The organism is Ancylobacter sp. G4_0304 (assembly GCF_047501495.1).
Classification (GTDB): Bacteria; Pseudomonadota; Alphaproteobacteria; order Rhizobiales; family Xanthobacteraceae; genus Ancylobacter.
The window spans coordinates 29590-52633 of the sequence record NZ_JAZDRM010000032.1 but is presented as its reverse complement, the minus strand read 5'-3'; the positions used below and the strand labels follow the sequence as shown (position 1 = coordinate 52633).

Genomic DNA, 23044 nt, shown 5'->3' with positions numbered 1-23044 from the left:
CAGTGAGGCAAGCGCCCAGCGTCGGTTTCGCCGGATGAACGAGCATTCATCCGCAAGGCGTTTGCAGCGCAATGAAATCATGGCCGAGCCGCGGCGGCGACACGGCCCTGCCACAGTGCGGAACCATATTCCGTCCTGTCGCGTTGCCCCGCCGTAAAAGGCTTGCGCCGAATCACATCGGAAATATCGCGATGCGGCGCAGGACATGCTGCAACCGCGTTAAAATTGTACTATATGTCACCCGTTACCTCACTCCATCCGTGGGTTAGTTCCATGCGTCCCGCTGTTCGTGTCGCTGCCGCTGCTCTTGCGGTGGTCACGTCCGTGCATGCCTTCATGTGGCTGGCAATGCGCGAGGAGGTGACCGCTCCCGGCATTTCCGACCGCCTCGCCAGCATGTCCTTCGCGCCCTATGGCCGCGATGCCAACCCGGACAAGGGCGAGCCGACCACGGAAGCGCAGATCCGTGCCGACGTCGATGCGGTCGCCCCCTACACCAAGGCGGTGCGTACCTATGCCTCGACCGGCGGCCTGGAGCATGTCGCGCGCCTCGCGGGCGAGGACGGCCTGAAGGTCACAGTCGGCGCCTGGCTCGACGAGGACGAGGCGCGTAACGAGCGCGAGATCACCAACGCGGTCGAGGCGGCGAAGAAAAATTCCAACGTCGTCGGCATCGTGGTCGGCAACGAGTCGATCTTGCGCGCCGAGCGTACGCCCGAGCAGCTGATCGAGACCATTCGCCGCGTGAAGCGCGAGACCAACGTACCGGTCACCACGGGTGAGACCTGGGACGTATGGCTGGCGCATCCCGAGCTGGTCTCCGCCGTCGACTACATCGCCGCGCACATGCTGCCCTATTGGGAAGGCGTGACGCCGCAGCAGGTGGTCGACCATACCATCGCCATCTATGACCGCCTCCGCGCCACCTATCCCGGGAAGCGCATCGTGATCGCCGAGTTCGGCTGGCCGAGCCAGGGCTACAACCGCGACGACGCGGTGCCCGGCGAGCTGGAACAGGGCCAGATCATCCGCAATTTCGTCGCGCGCGCCGATGCGCTCGGCATCGACTACAACATCATCGAGGCGTTCGATGCGCCGTGGAAGAGCTTCGAAGGCAGCGTCGGCCAGTACTGGGGCCTGCTCGATGCCAATCGCGAGCTGAAGTTCCCGCTATCCGGCCCGCTTACGCCCTCCACCTACACCGCAACGGCGGCGATCGCGCTGCTGCTCGGCATCGCCTTCTCGCTGCCGGTGTTCCGCTTCGCGCGTCTCACCATGACGCAGGCGCTGGTGATGATGGGCGCGGCAAGCCTGGTCGGCGCCTGGATCGCGACTGTCGCCGATCACTGGATCACCCACTACATCGTCGGCGGCAATGTCGTGACCTTTATCGCCAGCATCGTGCTGCTGGTACCGCTGGTCGTGGTCATGCTGTACCGGGTCGAGGAGCTGGCCACCATCGCCTTCGGCCACGCCCCGCGCCGCCTGCTGCGCAATGACGGCGCCAAGGGCGATGTGATGCCGGCGCGCACCCCGAAGGTCTCGATCCACATCCCGGCCTATAAGGAGCCGCCGGAGATGCTGAAGCTCACGCTCGACAGCGTGGCGCGGCTGAACTGGCCGAACTTCGAGTGCCTGGTCATCATCAACAACACGCCCGACCCGGCGTTCTGGGAGCCGATCGAGGCCTATTGCGAGCAACTCGGCGAGCGCTTCAAGTTCATCAACCTCCCCAAAATCGAGGGCTTCAAGGCCGGCGCGCTGCGCGTCGCCATGGAGAAGACCGCGCCGGACGCCGAGATCATCGGCGTGATCGATGCCGACTACATGGTCGACCCGAACTGGCTGCGCGACCTCGTGCCGACCTTCGAGGACCCGACCGTCGGCATCGTGCAGGCGCCGCAGGACCATCGCGACGCCAATAAGAGCCTCATGCACGAGGCGATGAATACCGAATATGCCGGCTTCTTCGACATTGGCATGGTCCAGCGCAACGAGCACGACGCCATCGTCGTTCACGGCACCATGTGCCTGATCCGCCGCGCCGCCATGGTCGAGGCCGGCGACTGGTCGAGCGACACCATCTGCGAGGACACCGATCTGGGCCTCTCGATCGTCGAGCGCGGCTGGAAGAGCCACTACACCAACACCCGCTATGGCTGGGGCCTGCTGCCGGACGACTTCGCCTCGTTCAAGAAGCAGCGCCACCGTTGGGCCTATGGCGGCATGCAGATCGTGAAGAAGCACTGGCACCGGATGCTGCCGAATGGCGGCACCCGCCTCACCCCGGCGCAGCGCCGCGAATTCGGCATCGGCTGGGTGAGCTGGCTCGGCTCGGAGAGCGTGGGCGCGCTGGTGGCGATCCTCAGCCTCGCCTGGGTGCCCTTCGTGCTCGGCTTCGGCATCGCGGTGCCGCAGCGCATCCTCACCGTGCCGATCCTGTTCTGCTTCGGCATCTATGTGCTGCACTTCTGCGCGCTGTACCGCCTGCGCGTCGCCACCACCCCTGTGCGGATGATCGGCGCGGCGATCGCGGCCATGGCGGTGCAGTTCACCGTCGCCAAGGCGGTCTATGACGGGTTCCGCTACAAGGACCTCGCCTTCGCCCGCACCGCCAAGGGCTCCTGGCTCGCCGGCGCGGCCCGCGCCTTCCCGGCGCTGCCGGAGACCGTGATCGGCGTCGGCCTGATGCTGGCCGCCATCGGCCTGCGCATGACCAACTGGCACGCGGTGGTCGAAGTCGACCTGTTCGCCTTCGCCCTGGCGATCCAGAGCCTGCCCTTCCTCGCCGCCGCGCTGATCGGCTGGCTGGAAGGCTCCAGCCTGAACGCCCTCGAGACCTGGGCCAGCCTGCGTGCCCGCGCCCTGGCTCTGCTGCCCGGCCGTGCGGCCCAGCAGACCGCGCGGGTCACGGTGGAGAAGGTGACGCCCTGAGGGCGCCGCGCACCATCGCGACAAACCACATGAAAAAAGGCCCGGAAGTCATTCCGGGCCTTTTTTGTTTTCTCGCGACGGGAGACGCTTCAGTCCGCCGCCTCGAACACCAGCGCGGCGCCGAGCGCGGCCTTGGGACCGATCACGATGATGCCCTCGATCTCCTCGGCCGACATGCGGCTCGACGCCACGCGCCGCCGCGCCTTGGTGATGTCGGCGACCGCGAAGCGCAGCGCGGCGAGGCGCAGGCCCTGATCGGCCGGGGCGGCGACGCCGAAGCGCTGCGTGTAGATATCCGGGCTCATCAGGTCGACCGCCCCGCGCGGCGTTTGCGCGATGTGCCAGCCGTCCACCGCGCGGCGGAACGGCACATCGAGAAAGGTGGCGAGGAAATCGAGATGGCTCGCCGGATCCGCCGCGACCAGCACCACCCCGGCGATCGAGGTCGTGCCGTTCATATGGCGCTGCAGGTCCGGCGACCAGAAATTGTCCGGGAAGCGCTGCCGGCAGGTGAAGAAGCCGGCATGGGGCGACTCCGGATCGCGCGCGAAGGCCAGCGTGAATGCGACCTCGACATCCGAGCCGTCCGGCCGCTTGCCCTGCCGCGCGAAATCGAAGGTCTCGAACCCGCCATAGCCGGCGGCATCGAACTCCAGCTTGTCCGCGGCTGGCTCGACGCCTTCCAGCACCAGCATCGAAAGCCCTTGACCGGCGGTGGCGAGGAAATCCTGGTTGAAGGCGCCGAAGGAGAACACGCCTTCTGAGGCAGGGGGAATCGCCTCGGGCTCGGCGATCTCCAGCAGCTCGACAAAGAAGCCCGGCGTCTGCACCAGCCGGTTATGCGTGCCCCAGGGATGGCGATTGCGCGCGCCCACGGTGAAGCCGAGCATGTCGTAAAGCTCGCCGGCGGCTTCGAGGTCCCGGACGACATGGACGACATGGTCGAGACCGCGGGGCATGGGCTTACTCCTGACGAGACGATATCGGCAGGAGAGCACGGGGCGGATGGGGGAATCCAGCCCCGATTGCCACCCGGCAGCGATCTGTGGACAGGCGTGTCCCGGCGGTCGTCATCCCGGTGGCCGGAGACCGGTGCGGGATCGCGTCAAATATCGGGAAGCGATCCCGGCGCGTCGGCCGGGATGACGGAGAGCGCGTTCCGAGGATCGGCGCGCGTCAGAACAGCCGGCTCTGCACCGCCGCCGCGCCGATGAAGGACGCGAACAGCGGGTGCGGCTCGAACGGGCGCGACTTCAGCTCGGGATGGAACTGCACGCCGACGAACCATGGGTGATCCGGATATTCGATGATCTCCGGCAGCAGCCCGTCCGGTGAGAGGCCGGAGAAGCGCATACCGCAGGCTTCCAGCCGGTCGCGATAGGCCATGTTGACCTCGTAGCGATGGCGGTGGCGCTCGGATATCTCGGTCGAGCCGTAAATCTCCGACACCCGGCTCGCCGGGGTCAACGCGGCGGGATAGGCGCCAAGGCGCATGGTGCCGCCGAGATCGCCGTTCAAGCCGCGCTTTTCCAGCTCATTGCCGCGCAGCCATTCGGTCAGCAGGCCGACCACCGGCTCGCCGGTCGCGCCGAACTCGGTGGAGTTCGCCGCCTCGACGCCGGCGAGGTTCCGCGTCGCCTCGATCACCGCCATCTGCATGCCGAAGCAGATGCCGAAATAGGGCACGCGGCGCTCACGCGCAAACTGTGCCGCGCGAATCTTGCCTTCGGCGCCACGCTGGCCGAAGCCGCCGGGCACCAGGATGCCGTGGACGTGCTCAAGGAACGGCGCGGGGTCCTCGCGCTCGAAGATCTCGCTCTCGATCCAGTCGAGATTGACGCGCACATTATTGGCGAGCCCGCCATGGGCCAGCGCCTCGATGAGCGACTTGTAGGCGTCCTTCATGCCGGTGTACTTGCCGACGATGGCGATGGTGACGGCGCCTTCCGGATTGCGGATGCCCGCTTCCACCTTCTTCCAGCGCGTCAGGTCTGGCTCGGGCGCCGGCTCGATGCCGAATGCCGCCAGAACCTCACCGTCGAGACCGGCCTCGTGATAGGCCGAGGGTACGGCGTAGATGTTGTCGGCGTCGCGCGCCTCGATCACCGCGCTCTCGCGGACATTGCAGAACAGGCCGAGCTTGCGGCGCTCCTCGCGGGGGATTTCCCGGTCGGTGCGGCACATCAGAATGTCCGGCTGGATGCCGAGCGCCCGCAGTTCCTTGACCGAGTGCTGGGTCGGCTTGGTCTTCAGCTCGCCGGCCGAGGGGATGTAGGGCAGCAGCGTCAGGTGCACATAGATGCAGTGCTTGCGCGGCAGGTCGTTGCCGATCTGGCGGATCGCCTCCAGGAACGGCATCGCCTCGATGTCGCCCACCGTGCCGCCGATCTCCACCAGCACGAAATCATAGCCCTCGTTACCCGAGAGCACGAATTCCTTGATGGCGTTGGTGACGTGCGGAATCACCTGGATGGTGGCGCCGAGATAGTCGCCGCGCCGCTCCTTGGTGAGAATGTCCTGATAGATGCGCCCGGTGGTGATGTTGTCGGCCTTGGTGGCCGGTCGCCCGGTGAAGCGCTCATAATGGCCAAGATCGAGATCGGTCTCGGCGCCGTCGTCGGTGACGAACACCTCACCGTGCTGATACGGGCTCATCGTGCCCGGATCGACGTTGAGGTAGGGGTCGAGCTTACGCAGCCGCGTCTTGTAGCCACGAGCCTGCAACAGCGCGCCGAGGGCGGCGGAAGCGAGGCCCTTGCCAAGCGAGGACACGACGCCGCCGGTGATGAAGATATAGCGCGCCATGGAATTGGGTTTCTAGCTGCAAAAACGCGATTCGACGAGAGGCCGCCGTAAAGTTCGGCCCCTCGCCTGTGGAAACGTGGAAAAAGCCGACCGCGACCTCACAGCCGCGGAAGGGTCTTACTGGGACTGCGGGACCTGCGGGCCGGCCGGCGCCGTGGGAGCCGGCTGGGCGCCCTGAAGCTGGTCGAGCACCGTGCCGCCGGGCGCGGGCGCCGGAGCGCCGGAAGGCAGCGTGGTCGGCGCGTTGAAGATCGTCGCCGGGCCACGGCCCCAGCCCGCCACCACGGTGAGCGAGAGGCTGGTGAGGAAGAACAGGCCGGCGAGAATCGCGGTCGCGCGGGTCAGCGCGTTCGCGGTGCCGCGGGCCGAGAAGAAGCCGCCACCTGCGCCGCCGCCACCACCGCCGCCAATGCCGAGGCCACCGCCTTCGGAGCGCTGGATCAGCACGACGCCGATCAGCGCCAGTACCACCATCAGGTGGACGACAATCAATACGGTCTGCATGGGACGCCTTCAAAAAACCCAAAGCGGCGCCGGGCCCAACCTTTCGGTCCGGCCCTCCACCGCAACGTTCGGCGCGTTCCTACACGATCGCGCCCGACTTTGCCAGCACAAGAGGCGGAGCCGGCAACCGCCCCGCCCTCGCGCTTTCAAATAGGTCGAAAACCGCGCCGCGCCAGAGCCGCGCCTTGTGGAAACATTGGCATGTCATAGACAGGGGGCGTTCGGGCTGGGGGTAGGCGTACATGGCGGTCCCACCCGCGTCAGGGGGTTCTTGGGATTGCCAAGCTGCTCCTCGCCCTGGCGCTGCAGCGCGGCCAGCGCCTGCTGCGCGGCCTGCTCGTCTTCATAGAGTCGCTTCTGGTCCCGGGTCATGAAGGATGTCAGTGGCATCCCCAGTCCCGCCGAGAGTGCCTCGGTGATGAGATCGTCATCGCTCGAGATATATCCGGACTGCCAGCCATTTCCGGCTCCCGGTCGGGTCTTTTGGAGCAGATACTCATAGGATTTTCTGAACGCAGTGTCGTCCAAGAAACCACTGTCTTCGAGAAAGTCACCCATCAAATCCAGACGAGCGGTCCCAAGTTGATCGTTCCTATACATACTTTCTCGGATCATCTCATTGTACTCACCTATGGCCTCGATCTGCTCGGGCGTCGGATAACGTCGTTCAGCGTCAGGACCTTCTCCTTTCGGAATCTGGTCGAAATTGAAGTGACCATCAGCAATGCTTGAGCCTGAGACGAAGGACTCCTCAATATAGAAGCGGCCATCCTTATCTTTTTTAAGTGGGACGGAACGAGCGGCAAGCAGTTGGTTTCGACTTCGCGTCACCGCCTCGGTGTTTCTCTGCAAACTGGCGAAAGCCACGCCCAGCGCCACCATCACTCCGCTACGGGCGGGCCCTTCCCCAATTTCAGCGACAACCAGTTTTATCGCGTTCAACCGCTCCAGAGCCTCATTCGCGCGGACCTCCACATCATTGCGTGTGTTGACCCCGTAACGGACCTCATCGAGGCCACCGTCAATAAAGTGCGCGACGAGACCCGAAAATACGACGGTCGCGAAGCCGGGTTGAACGCCGTCCGGCGGGTTCGCGATCAGGCGCGAGTATGCCGCAAACACCCCGCCGATATTGCCGCTATGGAGCGCATCAACTGAGCCCCGAGGCACCAGCGCACTCATCACCTGCGCGCTCATCTGCACGCGATCCGGCGCGTCCAATACCGCTGCGCTGGCAGTCACGCCGCCGGTCAGGCTCAGCATGGCCAACACCATACCGGCGCCGGTCAGGCGCCGGCAGTCGGCGGCCATGGATTTGGCGACTTTGGCGAAACTCATATTAGCCCCCGCATATTCCCCTTGCGCGCCCCCCTGAACACACGGGTGATTCAGGTGGCACGCCCCACCATCAATGTCCGCAGCGCCGGGGGCCGACGCATCCCTCACCTTGGGTAGGTTGCAATTCCCGGCAGCGATCGCTCGAAACTGTGGCACTCTTGCCACAAGCGCGAATCCACGCACCGTGGAACAGCACGGAACTTGCATTTGCCCGTTGGGTCACAACGCCCGCCGCACCAGCCTCCGATCGATTCCAATCCTTCGAGACACCCGCATGACCCCCGCCGACGAGTTGATCGCCGCCATCTATGAGAGCGCCGCGCTGCCTGAGCTGTGGCCGACCACGCTCGACCGGATGGCGGCGGTGGTCGAATGCGACAAGGCGCTGATGTTCACCACCGATGGCGCGCGGGTGCAGCGCTGGGTGTGCAACGACGCGATGCGGCCGGGCCTGGAGGTGTTCCTGCGCGAGCGCTGGATGGAGCGCAACCCGCAAGGCACGCACGTCATCACCTACCCCGAGCCCGCATTCAAATGCGACGACGACCTGTTCTCGCCCGAGGAGATCGAGACGCTGCCCTATTACCGCGAGTTCCTGCGGCCGAACGGCATGGCCTGGGGCGCCGGCACCATGATCGAGGGCGGCAGCGCGGATATGGCGATCGTCTCGATCCACCGTCCCTATGAACGCGGACCGATCGAACGCGCCCGCATGGCGGAGCTGACCCGGCTGCGGCCGCATCTGGCGCGCGCCTCGCTGATTTCCGCGCGCCTGTCCAGCGAGCGCCACGCCGTCACGCTGTCGACGCTGGAAAGCCTCGGCCTGCCGGCGGCGACGCTTGGCGCCAACGGCCGGCTGATCGATGCGAATGCGGTGTTCGAGGCGCAGGCCGGCGCCCGGCTGGTCGACCTGCCCGGCCGGCTCCGGTTTCAGGACCGGGACGCCGACCGGCTGTTCCAATCCACGCTCGACGCGCCGCAGATGCGCGGCGGCAGTTTCCCGCACCGCGCCAGCACCGACGCGCCGCCCCTGATCGTCCACCTGTCGCCGATCGCCGGCCATGGCCGCGACCTGTTCGCGGCCGCACAGTGGCTGATGATCCTCACCCCGCCCGCCGCTGGAAAGCCGGTCAGCTCACGCATGCTCTCCGGCCTGTTCGACCTCACGCCGGCCGAATCGCGCGTGGTCGTCCATCTGCTGCAGGGCGCGGGCGTCGGCGGCGCGGCGGAAAGCACGGGGACCTCACCGGATACCGTGCGTCACCATCTGAAATCGGTGTTCCACAAGACCGGAACCCACAGCCAGGGCGAATTGCTCGCGCTGCTGCACGGGCTGCGCCCGCCCGCTCAGGAATAGGTGCGGGCGATATCGAGGAAAGCTTCCGCCTGGAGGCTCGCGCCGCCGACGAGAGCGCCGTCGACATCCAGCACCGCCAGGATCTCGCCGGCATTGTCCGGCTTCACCGAGCCGCCATAGAGCAGCCGGATGCCCGCGCCTTCCGCCCCGAAGCGGGCGAGCAGCTCAGCGCGCATGGTGGCGTGCATCTCGGCGATATCGGCCATGGTCGGAATGAGCCCGGTGCCGATCGCCCATACCGGCTCATAGGCCACCACCAGATCCGCGCCGGTCGCCCCGTCGGGAATCGATCCGGCGAGCTGCGCGCGCACCACGTCGAGCGCGACGCCGGCGCGGCGCTCGGCCTCGGTCTCGCCGACGCAGACGATGGCGATCAGCCCGGCCCGGCGCGCGGCCTCCGCCTTGGCGCGCACCACCGCGTCGGTCTCGCCATGGTCGGCGCGGCGCTCGGAATGGCCGACGATGACGAAGGTCGCGCCGGTATCGGCTATCATCTCGGCGGAAATGTCGCCGGTATGGGCGCCGCTCGCCTTGGCGTGGCAGTCCTGCGCGCCGATCGCGATCCGCGAGCCCAGTGCCACCACGGGGAGCGTCGCCAGCAGCGTAGCGGGCGGACAGATCAGCAGGTCGACCCGCGCCCGCATCTTGCGGTCATAGCCCTCCATCATCCGCCCGAACTCGGCGACGGCCCCCTTGAGACCGTTCATCTTCCAGTTGCCGGCAATGAGGGGACGGGGCATCGGCGTGTCATCTCGCTCGTGAAACATCGGATGACCCCGCGTAACAGAGGTTTTTTACGCGCGCAAATGATGCAACGTGTGGCGTTGCGGCACACGGGAGGCATCCCTATGATGCGCGCCTTTCGCGAGCCGACCCCGCTCCCGGGGCCGGACCTGCGCCTAATGCCCAACGAGAAACGAAATGCTGCAGACCCTGCGCAGTCGCGCTTCCGGTATCGTCGCCAAGATCCTCATGACGCTCCTCATCCTCAGCTTTGCGGTGTGGGGCATCGCGGATGTGTTCCGCGGCTTCGGCAGTCAGACGCTGGCGACCATCGGCTCGACCGAGATCACCGTCCCGGAATTCCGGCAGCTCTATCAGGACCGGATGCAGCAGATCAGCCAGCAGATCAAACGCGGCCTGACGCCCGATCAGGCCCGCGCGCTGGGCATTCCCGACCAGATTCTCAATGAACGCCTTGCCGAGGCCGCCCTCGACGACATGGCCGGCACCATGGGCCTCGCGCTCTCCACCGACGAGATCGTGCGCCGCGTGCACCAGAACCCGGCCTTCTTCGGGCCGTCCGGCTCGTTCGACCCGGCCTATTTCAACCAGCTGCTGCGTTCGAACAACTTCACAGAGGCGCGCTTCGTCGAATCCGAGCGCCGGCTCGCGCTGCGCCAGCAGCTCATCCAGTCGCTCGGCGGCGGCATCGAATTGCCGCAGGTCATCAGGGACGCCGCCGCGCGCTTCGAGAACGAACAGCGCTCGGTGAACTACGCGGTGCTGACCGCTGCCGGCCTCCCTGCCCTGCCCGAGCCGACCGAGGAGGAACTGCGCAGCTTCTTCGAGGCGCGCAAGGTGGCGTTCAAGGCGCCGGAGTTCCGCAAGATCGCCGTGCTCGCCCTCACCCCGCAGGCTCTGGCCGAGGCGCAGCAGGTGTCGGACGCCGATGTCGAGGCGGCCTATCAGGCCAATCTCGCCAGCTACGGCACGCCGGAGAAGCGCGTGGTGCAGCAGATCGTGTTCCCCAATGAGGAAGAGGCCAAGGCGGCCGCCGACCGCATCGCCGCCGGCACGCCCTTCGCGGACATCGCGGCCGAGCGCAAGCTGGAAGCCAAGGACATCGACCTCGGCGACGTGACCCGCGCCGACATCTTCGACAAGGCCATCGCCGATGCCGCCTTCGCGCTGGCGCCCGACAGCACCTCGGGCGTGGTCGCCGGCCGCTTCGGCCCGGTGATCGTGCATGTCGGCGCGGTGACGCCCGGCACCACGCAGCCGCTCGCGGAGGTCGCGCCGGTGATCCGTGCCGCGCTTCAGGTCGACGGCGCCCGCCGCGCGCTGCTCGCGAGCTATGACAAGATTGAGGACGAGCGCGCCAGCGGTGCCCAGCTCTCCGAGGTCGCCTCGCGCCTGAACCTCACGGTCCAGCAGATCGATGTCGATGCCCAGGGCCGCACGGCCGATGGCTCGCCCGTCGCCAGCTTCCCCGGCCAGGCCGAGGTGCTGCGGGGCGCCTTCGCCAGCGATGTCGGCGGCGAGAACGATCCGATCCAGATCCCGCAGAGCGCCGGCCAGGGCGGCGGCTATGTCTGGTACGAGGTCGAGGCCATCACCCCGCCGCGCGACCGCACCTTCGAGGAGGCCCGCGCCCAGGTGCTGGAGCGCTGGAAGCAGGACGAGACCGCTAAGGCGCTCGACGCGCGCGTCGAGGAGCTGACCAAGAAGATCGAGGCCGGCACGCCGTTCGATCAGGCCGTCACCGAGGCGGGGCTGGAAATGCGCACCGCCAACGGCCTGACCCGCAGCCGCGCCGCCGACGGCCTGCCGCAGGAAGTGCTGGCGAGCGTGTTCGACGCCGCGCCGGGCAAGGTTTCCTTCGCGCTCACCGATGGCGGCGACAGCCGCGTGCTGTTCCAGCTCGTGCGCAGCACGATTCCCGCCGGCGCCAGCGTCAACGACAAGCTGCTCTCCGACATCCGCCAGAGCATGGAAAACGACCTGATGACCGAATATCTGGTCCGGCTGCAAAACGATCTCGGCGCCCGCGTGAACCGCGCGGCGCTCGACCAGATCGTCGGCGGCGGCGAAGCGGTGAACTGAGACCCCGACCGATGAGCGTTACCCCGGATATCGCGGCCTTCACCGCGCTCTATGAGCGCGGCGAGCCGCAAGTGGTCTCTTCCGTTCTGGTCGCCGATCTTGAGACGCCGGTCTCGGCCTTCCTCAAGATCGCCGGCGAGCGGCCCAACAGCTTCCTGCTGGAATCGGTCGAGGGCGGCGCCACGCGCGGGCGCTACTCGATGATCGGCATCGAGCCGGACCTGATCTGGCGCTGCCGGGGCAATGCGGCGGAGATCAACCGCCACGCCGCCCATGCCCCCGACAGTTTCGAGCCCTGCCCCGAGGCGCCGCTGGTTTCGCTGCGCAAGCTAGTGGCTGAATCGCGCATCGCGCTGCCCGCGGGCTCGCCGCCGATGGCGGCCGGCATCTTCGGCTATCTCGGCTACGACATGGTGCGCCAGATGGAGCGCCTGCCGGAGCCGAAGGCCGATCTGCTCGGCGTGCCGGACGCGATCTTCTTCCGCCCGACCGTGATGGTGGTGTTCGATGCGGTGCGCGACGAGCTGACCGTGGTCACGCCGGTGCGCCCGCAGCCGGGCGTCAGTGCCGGCGCGGCCTATGAATCCGCCATGGAGCGCATCGAACGCGTGACCGCCGCGCTCGACAGCGCGCTGCCGAACCTGCCGACCGGGGACGCCTTCCATCAGGACGTGGCGCCGCTGTCCAACACCGAGCCGGCGCAGTACCTCGCCATGGTGGAGCGGGCGAAGGAGTATATTCGCGCAGGCGATATCTTCCAGGTGGTGCTCTCGCAGCGCTTCGACGCGCCGTTCACCCTGCCGCCGTTCTCGCTCTACCGGGCGCTGCGGCGGATCAACCCGGCGCCGTTCCTGGTCTATTTCAACTTCGGCGGTTTCTCGCTGGTGTGCTCCTCGCCGGAAATCCTGGTCCGGCTGCGCGACAACACCGTCACCATCCGCCCGATCGCCGGCACCCGCCCGCGCGGCGCCACGCCCCATGACGACAAGGCGCTTGAGGACGAATTGCTGGCCGACCCCAAGGAGCGCGCCGAGCATCTGATGCTGCTCGATCTCGGGCGCAACGATGTCGGCCGCGTCGCCTCGATCGGGTCGGTGCATGTTACCGACAGCTTCTTCATCGAGCGCTACAGCCAGGTGATGCACATCGTTTCCAATGTCGAGGGTACGCTGGACCCGCGCCGCGACGCGCTGGACGCGCTCGCCGCCGGCTTTCCCGCGGGCACCGTCTCGGGTGCGCCAAAAGTGCGGGCGATGGAGATCATCGACGAGCTGGAGCGCGACAAGCGCGGCATCTATGCCGGCGCCATCGGCTATTTCGGCGCCGACGGCGAGATGGACACCTGCATCGTGCTGCGCACCGCCGTGGTGAAGGACGGCAAGATGCATGTTCAGGCCGGCGCCGGCATCGTCTATGATTCCGTGCCGGAGAGCGAGTTGCAGGAATGCGTGAACAAGGCCAAAGCCCTGTTCCGCGCCGGCGAGGAAGCGGTGCGGTTCGCCGCGCGGGCAGGACGGGGACAGTGATGATGGCGGGGCTTCGTTTCGAGCGATGGCGTGGCGGACGATAACCGCCATTGCCGCCCGGCCCGGCTTGACCCGGCGCCGGTTCACACCCTAGAGCTTCTGCACCTTTGAGAAACGCCACAGGCGCAGGGAAGCTCTCCGCTCGAACGGAACCGTCATGATCCTTCTGGTCGACAATTACGACAGCTTCACCTGGAACCTCGTCCACTATCTCGGCGGCCTTGGCGTCGAGGTGGAGGTCCGCCGCAACGATGCGCTCACCGTGGACGAGGCGCTGGCGATGAAGCCCGAGGCCATCGTCATCTCCCCCGGTCCGGCCACGCCCAACGAGGCCGGCATCTGCCTCGACCTCATCACCCGCGCCGCCGGCGACGGCGTGCCGGTGTTCGGCGTCTGCCTCGGCCATCAGGCGATCGGACAGGTGTTCGGCGGCGACGTCATCCGCGCGCCGCTGCCGATCCATGGCAAGCTCGCCGAGGTGAAGCATCGCGGCGAGGGCGTGTTCCGCGGCATCAACGGCCCGTTCAAGGCGACGCGCTACCACTCGCTGGTGGTCGACCGCAAAACCCTGCCCGATGCGCTCGCCGTCACCGCCGAGACCGATGACGGCCTGATCATGGGCCTCTCGCACAAGGAACTGCCGGTGCACGGGGTGCAGTTCCACCCCGAGAGCATCGCCTCGGAACATGGCAAGACGATCCTGAAGAACTTCCTCGACCTTGCGCGCGACTGGAACGCCGGTCCGCGCCGGGCCCGCGCCGCCTGACGGGATTGCACAGCCTCATGGAAAACCTGAAATCCATCATCGCCAAGCTCGCCGCCGGCTCCACGCTGACCCGCACGGAGGCCGCCTTCGCCTTCGACGTCATGATGTCGGGCGAGGCGACGCCCTCGCAGATCGGCGCCGTGCTCATGGGCCTGCGCGTGCGCGGCGAGGATGTCGAGGAGATCGCCGGCGCGGTTTCCACCATGCGCGCCAAAATGCTGCGCGTGGAAGCGCCTGAGAACGCGGTCGATGTGGTGGGCACCGGCGGCGATGCCTCGGGCTCCTACAACATCTCGACCTGCGCCTCCTTCATCGTGGCCGGCGCGGGCGTGCCGGTCGCCAAGCACGGCAACCGCGCGCTGTCCTCCAAGTCCGGCGCCGCGGATGTGCTGATGGCGCTGGGGGTGAAGATCGACCTCACCCCGGCACAGATTTCCCGCTGCATCGCGGAAGCCGGCATCGGCTTCATGTTCGCCCCCGCGCATCATCCGGCGATGAAGCATGTCGGCCCGAGCCGGGTGGAACTCGGCACCCGCACGATCTTCAACCTGCTCGGCCCGCTCTCCAACCCGGCCGGCGTGAAGCGGCAGATGGTCGGCGTGTTCGCCCGCCACTGGGTCGAGCCACTGGCGCAGGTGCTGAAGACGCTGGGTTCGGTGCGTTCCTGGGTCGTGCATGGCTCGGACGGGCTCGACGAGATCACCGTCACCGGCCCGACCTATGTCGCCGAGCTGAAGGACGGCGCGATCCGCTCCTTCGAGATCGCACCGGAACAGTTCGGCATCGCCCGTGCCGACGCGGCGGCCCTGCGCGGCGGGGATGGCGAGGCCAATGCGGCGGCGCTGCGCGCGGTGCTGGCCGGCGAAAAGAGCGCCTATGCCGATGTCTCGCTGCTGAATGCGGCCGCCGCTCTGGTGGTCGCCGGCAAGGCGGAGCAGCTCGGCGAAGGGCTGGAACTCGCCCGCGCGAGCCTGTCCAGCGGCCATGCCGAGGCCGCGTTGAACCGTCTGGTCGCGGTCTCCGCGCTGGCGGTCGCGGAATAGGAGGCGGCCGGTGGCAGATATTCTGGAGAAGATCGGCGCCTATAAGCGCGAGGAAATCGCCGCCGCCAAGCGGGCGGTGTCCCCCGCCGAGATCGCGGCCCGCGCCGCCGACGCGCCGGCCCCGCGCGGCTTTCTCAAGGCGATCCAGACCAAGATCGCCGCCGAAAACACCGCACTGATCGCCGAGATCAAGAAGGCCAGTCCGTCCAAGGGCTTGATCCGGGCCGATTTCGACCCGCCGTCGCTCGCCCGCGCCTATGAGGCCGGCGGGGCGGCCTGCCTGTCGGTGCTGACCGATGCGCCGTCCTTTCAGGGCGCGCCGGAATTCCTCACCGCCGCCCGTGCGGCCTGCGCGCTGCCGGCGTTGCGCAAGGATTTCCTTTACGACACCTACCAGGTGCAGGAAGCCCGCGCCTGGGGTGCGGACTGCATCCTCGTGATCATGGCTGCGGTCGATGACGCGTTGGCTCTCGATCTGATTGAGGCCGCCCATGGTCTCGGCATGGATGCGCTGGTCGAAGTTCATGACGAGCCCGAGCTGGAGCGTGCGCTCGCCCTGCCGGCGACGCTTATCGGCATCAACAACCGCAACCTGCGCACCTTCGAGGTCTCGTTGGAAACCAGCGAGCGCCTCGCCCCGCGCATTCCCGCCGATCGGGTGATCGTCGGCGAGAGCGGCATCTTCACGCCGGACGACGTGGTGCGGCTCGCCCGCGCGCGGATCGACACCATCCTCGTCGGCGAGAGCCTGATGCGGCAGGCGGATGTGGCGCAGGCGACGCGCGCCCTGCTCTCCCGCCCCGCGTCCATCCGCGCGGCGGGCTGAAAAATGGGCGAGGATAACGCCCGGCTCTCGCATCTCGACGCTAGCGGCGCCGCGAACATGGTCGACGTCACCGACAAGCCGGCGACCGACCGCACCGCCACCGCGCTGGGCGCCGTGGTGATGAAAGCCGAAACGCTCGATCTGATCCTCTCCGGCAACGCCAAGAAGGGCGATGTGATCGGCACGGCGCGCCTCGCCGGCATCATGGCCGCCAAGCGCACCCATGAACTGATCCCGCTCTGCCATCCGCTGCTGCTCTCGAAAGTCAGCGTGGACATCGAGCCGGACCCGGCCCTGCCCGGCCTGCGCCTTTCCGCCACGGTGCGCGTCAGCGGTCCGACCGGGGTGGAGATGGAAGCCCTGACCGCCGTCTCCGTGGCGTGCCTGACCATTTACGACATGGCCAAGGCGGTAGATCGCGGCATGCGGATCGAGGGCATCCGCGTCGTCGAGAAGGCCGGTGGGCGCTCGGGCCACTGGAAAGCGGAGTAGCTCCATGGCCCGATCCCCCGCCTCGCCGCTGATGCCGGTGACCGAGGCGCTGTCGCGCCTGCTCGCCGCCGCCGCGCCGTTGCCCGGTGAGACCGTCCCGCTGATAGAGGCCCATGGCCGCGTCACCAGCGCCCCGGTGATCGCCCGCCGCACCAGCCCCGGCGCCGATGTCTCGGCGATGGACGGCTATGCGGTGCGCGCCTCCGATGTTGCGCGCGTTCCGGAGACGCTGGAACTGATCGGCGAATCCGCCGCCGGCCGCCCGTTCGCGGGCGAGGTCGCGCCGGGCACCACGGTGCGCATCTTCACCGGGGCGGTAATGCCGACGGGTGCGGACGCGGTGGTGATCCAGGAGGATACCACGCGCGAGGGAACGCGCATCACCATGACCGAGGCGGCGACCGCCGGTCGCCACATCCGCCGCGCCGGCGGCGATTTCGCGGCGGGCCAGATCGTGGTCCCGGCGGGAAAGCGGCTCACCGCGCGCGACCTCGCCCTCATTGCCGCCGCCGACATCGCCGATGTCGAGGTGCACCGGCGCCCCCGCGTGGGCTTGATCTCCACCGGCGACGAGCTGGTGCGGCCGGGCACCGGCGCCGATGCCCATCAGGTCATCGTCTCCAATCTTTATGCCCTCACGCCCTTGATCCGCTGCGCGGGCGGCGAGGCGGAGGATCTCGGCATATTGCCGGACGACATGGCAGCGACCAAGGCCGGCATGCGCGCGGCGCTGGATGGCGGCTTCGACGTACTGGTCACCACCGGCGGCGCCTCCGTGGGCGACCACGATCTGGTGGCGCCGGCTCTGATGGCCGAGGGCGTGACGCTCGCCGTGCACAAGATCGCGCTTCGCCCGGGCAAGCCGCTGATGTTCGGCCGCTCGGGCGGAGAGCCGACGACGCTGGTGCTCGGCCTGCCGGGCAACCCGGTCTCGGCCCATGTCTGCGCCGTGTTGTTTCTCCTGCCGTTGTTGCGGGCACTGCAGGGCGAACAGGTCGCCCCCGAGGTGCCGCTACAGCCCGCGGAACTTGGCGTCGACCTCAAGGCCAACGACCATCGCATGGATTTCATGCGCGCGGAAATCGTGGGGCGCGGGCCGAACGGGCCGATCGTGCGCCCGCTTCCCGTGCAGGACAGTTCGATGCTGAGCGTGCTCGCCCGCGCCGACGCGCTGCTGGTGCGCGCGCCCAACGCTCCCGCCGCAAAAGCCGGAGAGCCCTGCGCGATCGTGCCGCTCGACGATTGAGGCGGACTGCGGCAATTGCCGATTGACCTTGCGCGCGACCCGCGTTGTGCTGGCATAACAGCACAGCGCCAGGGAGCCGGGCACGCGATGGAGATCAATCTTCCCGAAGTTCGCGCCGAGGTCGAAGCCGCCTTCGCCGCGTATGAACGGGCGCTCGTTTCCAACGATGTCGACGGCCTCGACGCGCTGTTCTGGGACAGCCAGATCACCATCCGCTACGGCAGCGGCGAGAATCTCTATGGAATCGAGGCGATCCGCGCCTTCCGCGCCGCCCGGTCCGCCTTCGGGCTGGAGCGCTCGCTGGAGCGCACGGTGATCACGACCTATGGCCACGACATGGCCACGGCCTCCACCCTGTTCCGCCGCGACAACGCGCCGGGGCGAATCGGCCGGCAGATGCAGACCTGGATGCGCACTGCCGAGGGCTGGAAGGTGGTCGCCGCCCATGTCAGCATCATCGACGAGCCGCAGCCCGCCGCGCGGTGAGGTCATGCCGTAGCGGAGCCGGCGTGTCATAGTTGCAGCGATTCCCCCGCTGCGCCGGATAGATTGCCCCGATGCCCGCCTCCTCCGCCCGCACCCGATCCGCAGCCACGCCCCCGCGCTCCACGGAGCCGCGCGAAGCGCCGGCCCGTGCCCGGCAGACGCGCCCCACCCGCGCGGAGGAACTACGCCTGCAGATCGCCGAGGACATCACGCGCGGCCTGCTGCCGCCCGGCACCACGCTGGACGAGACCGCGCTCGCTGCCCGGTTCGGCGTCTCCCGCACCCCTGTCCGTGAGGCGATCCGCGAACTCGCCGCCTCCGGGCTGGTGCAGACCCGCCCGCATCGCGGCGCCGTGGTGGCGCGCCCAAGCGTCGCCCGGCTTCAGCACATGTTCGATGTCATGGCGGAACTGGAAGCGCTGTGCGCCGGCCTGTGCGCGCTCCACATGACCCCGGCCGAGCGCCACGAGTTGTCGGCGCTGCATGCCGGCATGGGCGAGTTCGTCCGCCAGGGCGACTTCGCCCGCTACCGCGAGGCCAACGAGACCTTCCACACCAGCATCTATTCCGGCAGCCACAACGATTATCTGGAGGAATTGACGCTCGGCACGCGGCGCCGGCTGTCGCCGTTCCGCCGTGCCCAGTTCCACGCGCTGGGCCGCCTGTCGCTGTCGCATGCCGAGCATGAGCGCGTGATCACCGCAATCCAGCGCGGCGACCGGGATTCGGCTTCAAGCGAGATGCGAAGTCACATCTCGATTGTTCATGACGCGTATGAACAATACGCGCAAACCATTTGATATCATTAGATATATTTTACTTTTAAACGCGCAGGCGAACGCCCTCATCCTCGCGCATAACTGGCGGCATTGCGCTTGGCGACCTCGTCCGCCAGGAAAGCCTTCCAGCCGCCGAAAGCGGTGATATCCCGGGCGGAGCCGGCGGCGACGGCCTCCAGCACGAAGCCCTTCACCTGCCCGCCATCCTCCAGCTCGACCGTTCCCAGCCCGAGCGGCGAGGGAATAGCCGCGACGAAACGGCCATAAGCGGCTGCCGGCAGCGCCCAGATCTCGCAATCGATCGGCGCGCCGCTGCCAGGCCGGCCGCGCAGCAGCCCCGGGCGCCGCACGCGGCCTTCCGGCAGCAGATAGAGCCGGTAGTCGGCACTGGTGCGCGCAGGGCGCACGAGCATGCCGCCGGCCGCGAGCAGATCAACATTCAGCGGCAGGCCGGAAAGGTGGGCGCCAAACAGCGCGAGCTCCAGAAAGCCAGGAGCCGCCCGCGCCGGGGACTGCGAGACCGGCGGCAGGGCACGCCCGGTGGCACCCATGGTGAGCCCGCTCGCGGCATGAAAGCGCGAGCCCAGCGCCGCCAGATGCGCGTCGCGCCCGGCCGGCGCCAGCAATGTGATGCCATACGGGGCACCATCGTCGCGGATTTCCGACGGCACGGCGAGGCCGCACATGTCGAGCAGATTCACGAAATTGGTGTAGACGCCGAGATGGCTGTTGAGCCGGATCGGGTCCGCGCGCATCTGCGCCACGGTGTAGACCGTGGGCATGGTCGGCACCATGAGCGCGTCGAATCCCGCCAGCACCTTGTCCGCGATCGCCTTCAGCTCGGCGAGGCGGTAGCGGCCGCGAAAAGCGTCGACCGCCGAGAAGTTCCGGCCCTGCTCGACGATGGTGCGCACCGACGGATCGAAGGAATTCGGCCGGGATTCGAGGAAGGAGCCGACGGCGGCGAAGCGCTCGGCCACCCACGGGCCTTCATAGAGCAGCCGCGCGGTTTCGTGGAACGGCTCCATCTCGATTTCGACGATGCTGGCGCCGAGTTCGGTCATCCGCGCGATGGCGCGCTCGAACGCCGCCTCCGATACCCGGTCGCCGAAGTTCACGCGGTCGCGCACCCGCGGCACGGCAAGGCGCGGACGGGCGGGAAAAGCGCCGCGCGGACCGAGCGGCAGCGGGCGCGAGAACGGGTCGTTCTCATCCGGCCCGGCCATGGCCGCGAGCACGGCGAGCGCATCCTCGACGCTGAGCGCGAACACCGACACGCAGTCCAGCGAGCGGCAGGCCGGCACCACGCCATTGGTCGAGACCAGCCCGAGGCTCGGCTTCAGCCCCACAATGTTGTTCAGCCCCGCCGGCACGCGGCCAGAGCCGGCGGTATCGGTGCCGAGCGCGAAGGGCACAAGCCCCGCCGCGACCGCCACAGCCGAGCCGGAGGACGACCCGCCGGGCACCAGATCGGGACGCATCGCGTTCACCGGCGTGCCATAGGGCGAGCGGGTGCCGTTCAGGCCCGTCGCGAACTGATCGAGATTGGTCTTGCCGATGACGATCGCACCGGCGCGCCGCAGCCGGGCGACGGCGCCGGAATCGTGCGTGGCGTCATAGGCGAAATCCGGGCAGGCGCAGGTGGTGGGCAGGCCGGCGACGTCGATGTTGTCCTTCACCGCGAACGGCACGCCATAGAGCGGCAGCGTGGCGGGATCGATCCCTTCCAGCGCCTTCAGCGCGGCGGAAATGGCCTGCGGCGTGCTGATGGCGGTGAAGATGGCGGGATCGCCATGTGCCTCGATGCGCGCCAGACAGTCGGCCACGGTCTGCGACGGATGGAGCTTTCCGGCGCGGTGAGCCGCGACGATTTCCTCGACAGTTGCGATCAATGGCGCCCCCGACACGACACTTTCGGAATTGCATACCACTTGAGCATGGCGAGAGCCATTGCATACATTAGGCGCCTCTGCCTCGTTTCTCGGCAGAAAAGAACGGGCGATCGCGGCGGGCTTGGCGATTTGTTTACCCATTGTAGAACACAAAAAGAACGGATATGGTTTGTTCGTGATTTGTTTCGCTGACTCGATCCGCTTCGGCGCCGCCCTCCCGCAAGAGACGAATGCCCTATGCTCACCCGCAAACAGCATGAGCTGCTTCACTTCATCAATGAGCGCCTGAAGGAAACCGGCGTGCCGCCCTCCTTCGAGGAGATGAAGGAAGCGCTGGATCTGAGGTCAAAGTCCGGCATCCATCGTCTGATCACGGCGCTGGAAGAGCGCGGCTTCATTCGCCGGCTTCCCAACCGCGCACGGGCTCTGGAGGTGATCCGCCTGCCCGAGGCGACGCAAGCGCCGCGCGCCGCCGCGCGCCAGTTCGCCCCCAGCGTGATCGAAGGTAGCCTCGGCCGCGTGCCTCCGCAGAACGAAGAGGATGGCGGCCGTCCGATCCCGATCCCGGTGATGGGCCGCATCGCCGCCGGCACGCCGATCTCCGCGATCCAGTCGCGCGACCACACCATTTCCATGCCCCCGGAAATGCTCTCGGCGGGCGAGCATTTCGCGCTGGAAGTGCGCGGCGATTCGATGATCGAGGCCGGGATTCTCGACGGCGACCTCGCGCTGATCCGCAAGAGCGACAGCGCCAATACAGGCGACATCGTCGTCGCACTGATCGACGACGAGGAAGCCACGCTGAAGCGGCTGCGCCGCAAGGGCGCCTCCATCGCGCTTGAAGCCGCCAATCCCGCCTATGAGACTCGCATTTTCGGCCCGGACCGCGTGCGCATCCAGGGCCGGCTGGTCGGCCTGTTCCGCCGCTACTGACGCCTCGCGGCCGCGCCGCGGGGATCGTCCGATTACCGGAAGCGGCGCGCCGCTGACGCCGTATGCCAGTGGGCGTCGCCGGATGTGGCTGTGGAGGTCGTGCACAAAGGTCGTCGGTTGGAGAACTGGCCGATCTGCTGGCTGATCTCATCGAAGCGAAAGCGCTCCCGCTATCTAGTTCCAGAGCCCTTAATGTGCGGGGGTATTCTCCTGTAGCGCGAAAAATCGAATGTCAGTCTGCGAAGGATCAGATGTCAGCGCTTGAAGCGCCATTCTAGCCCCCTTCACGAAGCCGTCGACAGGCGATCTCGAAGTATTCCTCGCTCACCTCGATCCCCACGTAGTCAAGGCTGCGTTCCGCGCAGGCGAGGCCGACCGTGCCAGAGCCCATGAACGGGTCCAGCACCGGGCCATCCATCACGCTCAGAAGCCCAGTCATCAGATCGACGGGCTTTCCTGCAATGTGGTGCTTTTGTGCTGGCACCGGCACCCGAAACACGCCTGGAGCCACCGGGCCGGCGAGCGGCCGGGCGCCGTTGGTCCCCCACACCACATATTCCGCCTGCGCGCGATAGCGGCCCTGCTGCGGCCGACCCCGTTCGGTTTTGTCCCAAGGCACCACACCGCGCCAGATCCATCCGGCACACTGGATGGCGTCGGTGGTGACCGGAAGCTGCCGCCAGTCCGTGAAGGTCGCGCAGATCCCGCCGGGCCGCACTAGTTCGCGCGCGCGACCGAGCCACAGCGCAGACCAGGCGAGATAGGAACGCTGGTCACGGGTGTCGCCCATGAATTCAGGATAAAGCCCGCGATGCTCGCTGGACTGGTACTTGGCCGAGGGCGGCTGAGTCCGGGCTGAAAGACTGGCCCCGCCCGAGGAATAAGGCGGGTCTGTCAGTACAGCACCGAAACCAGGCTGAAGCTCGCATAGGATCTCCAGAGCGTCGCCGAGATAGAGGGTCGCGCGACCTATTGTTTCGCGGTGATACCGCATGCGTCGTCTCCATTGGACTGACGCTCGCGGCGCTCGGTGGTGGGCTCGATTGGCCTCAACGAATTGAGCGTGCCGCATCGGCGGCACTTGATCTCGACAGCGCCCCGGAGGGCGCCAGCATCGGCGCGAAACAGCAGCGCGCCGCATCGGCATCTTATGTCCTTCACGCGATTTTAAGTCCACATGCTGCACCTCGGCCCAGCTCGCCAGAGCACGGGGCGGGGTGGCGGTCATGTTTGTGCACTGCTCGCGGGTCATGGTCGCAAACTAAGCCCCGCGCCGGCGAAAGCCGGACCC

At 67.5% G+C, this 23044-nt stretch carries 20 protein-coding genes; 12 read left to right on the top strand and 8 right to left on the bottom strand.

Going from position 1 to position 23044, the window contains the following annotated elements:
• Positions 1-273: 273 nt before the first annotated feature.
• Positions 274-2934 carry a glycosyltransferase gene (locus VRZ77_RS17110; RefSeq protein ID WP_414593819.1) on the top strand — a complete coding sequence of 887 codons (2661 nt, stop codon included), beginning with the start codon at positions 274-276 and terminating at the stop codon, positions 2932-2934.
• Positions 2935-3023: 89 nt separating this feature from the next.
• On the opposite strand, the gene VRZ77_RS17105 is transcribed toward VRZ77_RS17110, so the two are convergent.
• The 4 genes from VRZ77_RS17105 to VRZ77_RS17090 form a co-directional block, all read right to left on the bottom strand.
• Positions 3024-3893 (bottom strand): VOC family protein, encoded by an 870-nt coding sequence (locus VRZ77_RS17105; protein WP_414593818.1) that lies wholly within the window; start codon positions 3891-3893, stop codon positions 3024-3026.
• Between the two features lie 217 nt (positions 3894-4110).
• Entirely contained in the window at positions 4111-5739 is a 1629-nt protein-coding gene (locus VRZ77_RS17100) for a CTP synthase (RefSeq protein ID WP_414593817.1), read from the bottom strand.
• Positions 5740-5856: 117 nt separating this feature from the next.
• Positions 5857-6243, bottom strand: coding sequence for a preprotein translocase subunit SecG (gene secG, locus VRZ77_RS17095; RefSeq protein WP_414593816.1), 387 nt, complete (start codon positions 6241-6243; stop codon positions 5857-5859).
• 204 nt (positions 6244-6447) lie between these two features.
• Positions 6448-7581: a hypothetical protein gene (locus VRZ77_RS17090; RefSeq protein ID WP_414593815.1), complete on the bottom strand. Its 1134-nt coding sequence runs from the start codon at positions 7579-7581 to the stop codon at positions 6448-6450.
• Between the two features lie 274 nt (positions 7582-7855).
• Here VRZ77_RS17090 and VRZ77_RS17085 point away from each other — a divergent pair, with 274 nt between their 5' ends.
• Positions 7856-8938, top strand: a complete 1083-nt coding sequence (locus VRZ77_RS17085; protein WP_414593814.1) for a helix-turn-helix transcriptional regulator — start codon at positions 7856-7858, stop codon at positions 8936-8938.
• On the opposite strand, the gene tpiA is transcribed toward VRZ77_RS17085, so the two are convergent.
• Positions 8929-9678 carry a triose-phosphate isomerase gene (gene tpiA / locus VRZ77_RS17080; RefSeq protein ID WP_414593813.1) on the bottom strand — a complete coding sequence of 250 codons (750 nt, stop codon included), beginning with the start codon at positions 9676-9678 and terminating at the stop codon, positions 8929-8931. The two genes, VRZ77_RS17085 and tpiA, sit on opposite strands and share 10 nt — an antisense overlap.
• Positions 9679-9859: 181 nt before the next feature.
• Here tpiA and VRZ77_RS17075 point away from each other — a divergent pair, with 181 nt between their 5' ends.
• The 9 genes from VRZ77_RS17075 to VRZ77_RS17035 all read left to right on the top strand — a co-directional run bounded on the left by VRZ77_RS17075 (position 9860) and on the right by VRZ77_RS17035 (position 18949).
• Positions 9860-11764, top strand: coding sequence for a SurA N-terminal domain-containing protein (locus tag VRZ77_RS17075; RefSeq protein ID WP_414593812.1), 1905 nt, complete (start codon positions 9860-9862; stop codon positions 11762-11764).
• Between the two features lie 11 nt (positions 11765-11775).
• Positions 11776-13290: an anthranilate synthase component I gene (gene trpE, locus VRZ77_RS17070; protein ID WP_414593811.1), complete on the top strand. Its 1515-nt coding sequence runs from the start codon at positions 11776-11778 to the stop codon at positions 13288-13290.
• Between the two features lie 157 nt (positions 13291-13447).
• The gene (locus VRZ77_RS17065) at positions 13448-14056 is read left to right on the top strand and encodes an anthranilate synthase component II (RefSeq protein ID WP_414593810.1); all 609 of its coding nucleotides are present in this window, start codon (positions 13448-13450) and stop codon (positions 14054-14056) included.
• A 17-nt stretch (positions 14057-14073) separates the two neighbouring features.
• Positions 14074-15099 carry an anthranilate phosphoribosyltransferase gene (gene trpD, locus VRZ77_RS17060; RefSeq protein ID WP_414593809.1) on the top strand — a complete coding sequence of 342 codons (1026 nt, stop codon included), beginning with the start codon at positions 14074-14076 and terminating at the stop codon, positions 15097-15099.
• A gap of 10 nt (positions 15100-15109) precedes the next feature.
• Positions 15110-15925, top strand: a complete 816-nt coding sequence (gene trpC, locus VRZ77_RS17055; RefSeq protein ID WP_414593808.1) for an indole-3-glycerol phosphate synthase TrpC — start codon at positions 15110-15112, stop codon at positions 15923-15925.
• A gap of 3 nt (positions 15926-15928) precedes the next feature.
• On the top strand, positions 15929-16417 hold the full coding sequence (gene moaC / locus VRZ77_RS17050; RefSeq protein WP_414593807.1) for a cyclic pyranopterin monophosphate synthase MoaC: 489 nt from the start codon (positions 15929-15931) through the stop codon (positions 16415-16417).
• A 4-nt stretch (positions 16418-16421) separates the two neighbouring features.
• Complete coding sequence (gene glp, locus VRZ77_RS17045; protein WP_414593806.1) at positions 16422-17663, top strand: gephyrin-like molybdotransferase Glp; 1242 nt, start codon at positions 16422-16424, stop codon at positions 17661-17663.
• Between the two features lie 87 nt (positions 17664-17750).
• Positions 17751-18149 (top strand): oxalurate catabolism protein HpxZ, encoded by a 399-nt coding sequence (hpxZ, locus tag VRZ77_RS17040; RefSeq protein ID WP_414593805.1) that lies wholly within the window; start codon positions 17751-17753, stop codon positions 18147-18149.
• Between the two features lie 71 nt (positions 18150-18220).
• Positions 18221-18949 carry a GntR family transcriptional regulator gene (locus VRZ77_RS17035; protein ID WP_414593804.1) on the top strand — a complete coding sequence of 243 codons (729 nt, stop codon included), beginning with the start codon at positions 18221-18223 and terminating at the stop codon, positions 18947-18949.
• A 44-nt stretch (positions 18950-18993) separates the two neighbouring features.
• Here the strand turns inward: VRZ77_RS17035 and atzF are convergent, their stop codons facing one another.
• Positions 18994-20820 (bottom strand): allophanate hydrolase, encoded by a 1827-nt coding sequence (gene atzF, locus VRZ77_RS17030; RefSeq protein WP_414593803.1) that lies wholly within the window; start codon positions 20818-20820, stop codon positions 18994-18996.
• Between the two features lie 237 nt (positions 20821-21057).
• Here atzF and lexA point away from each other — a divergent pair, with 237 nt between their 5' ends.
• On the top strand, positions 21058-21753 hold the full coding sequence (gene lexA / locus VRZ77_RS17025) for a transcriptional repressor LexA (RefSeq protein ID WP_241618823.1): 696 nt from the start codon (positions 21058-21060) through the stop codon (positions 21751-21753).
• Between the two features lie 274 nt (positions 21754-22027).
• Here the strand turns inward: lexA and VRZ77_RS17020 are convergent, their stop codons facing one another.
• The gene (locus VRZ77_RS17020) at positions 22028-22747 is read right to left on the bottom strand and encodes a DNA-methyltransferase (protein WP_414593802.1); all 720 of its coding nucleotides are present in this window, start codon (positions 22745-22747) and stop codon (positions 22028-22030) included.
• Complete coding sequence (locus VRZ77_RS17015; RefSeq protein WP_414593801.1) at positions 22723-22914, bottom strand: Com family DNA-binding transcriptional regulator; 192 nt, start codon at positions 22912-22914, stop codon at positions 22723-22725. Before VRZ77_RS17015 ends, VRZ77_RS17020 begins: the two co-directional genes overlap by 25 nt.
• Positions 22915-23044: the final 130 nt, after the last annotated feature.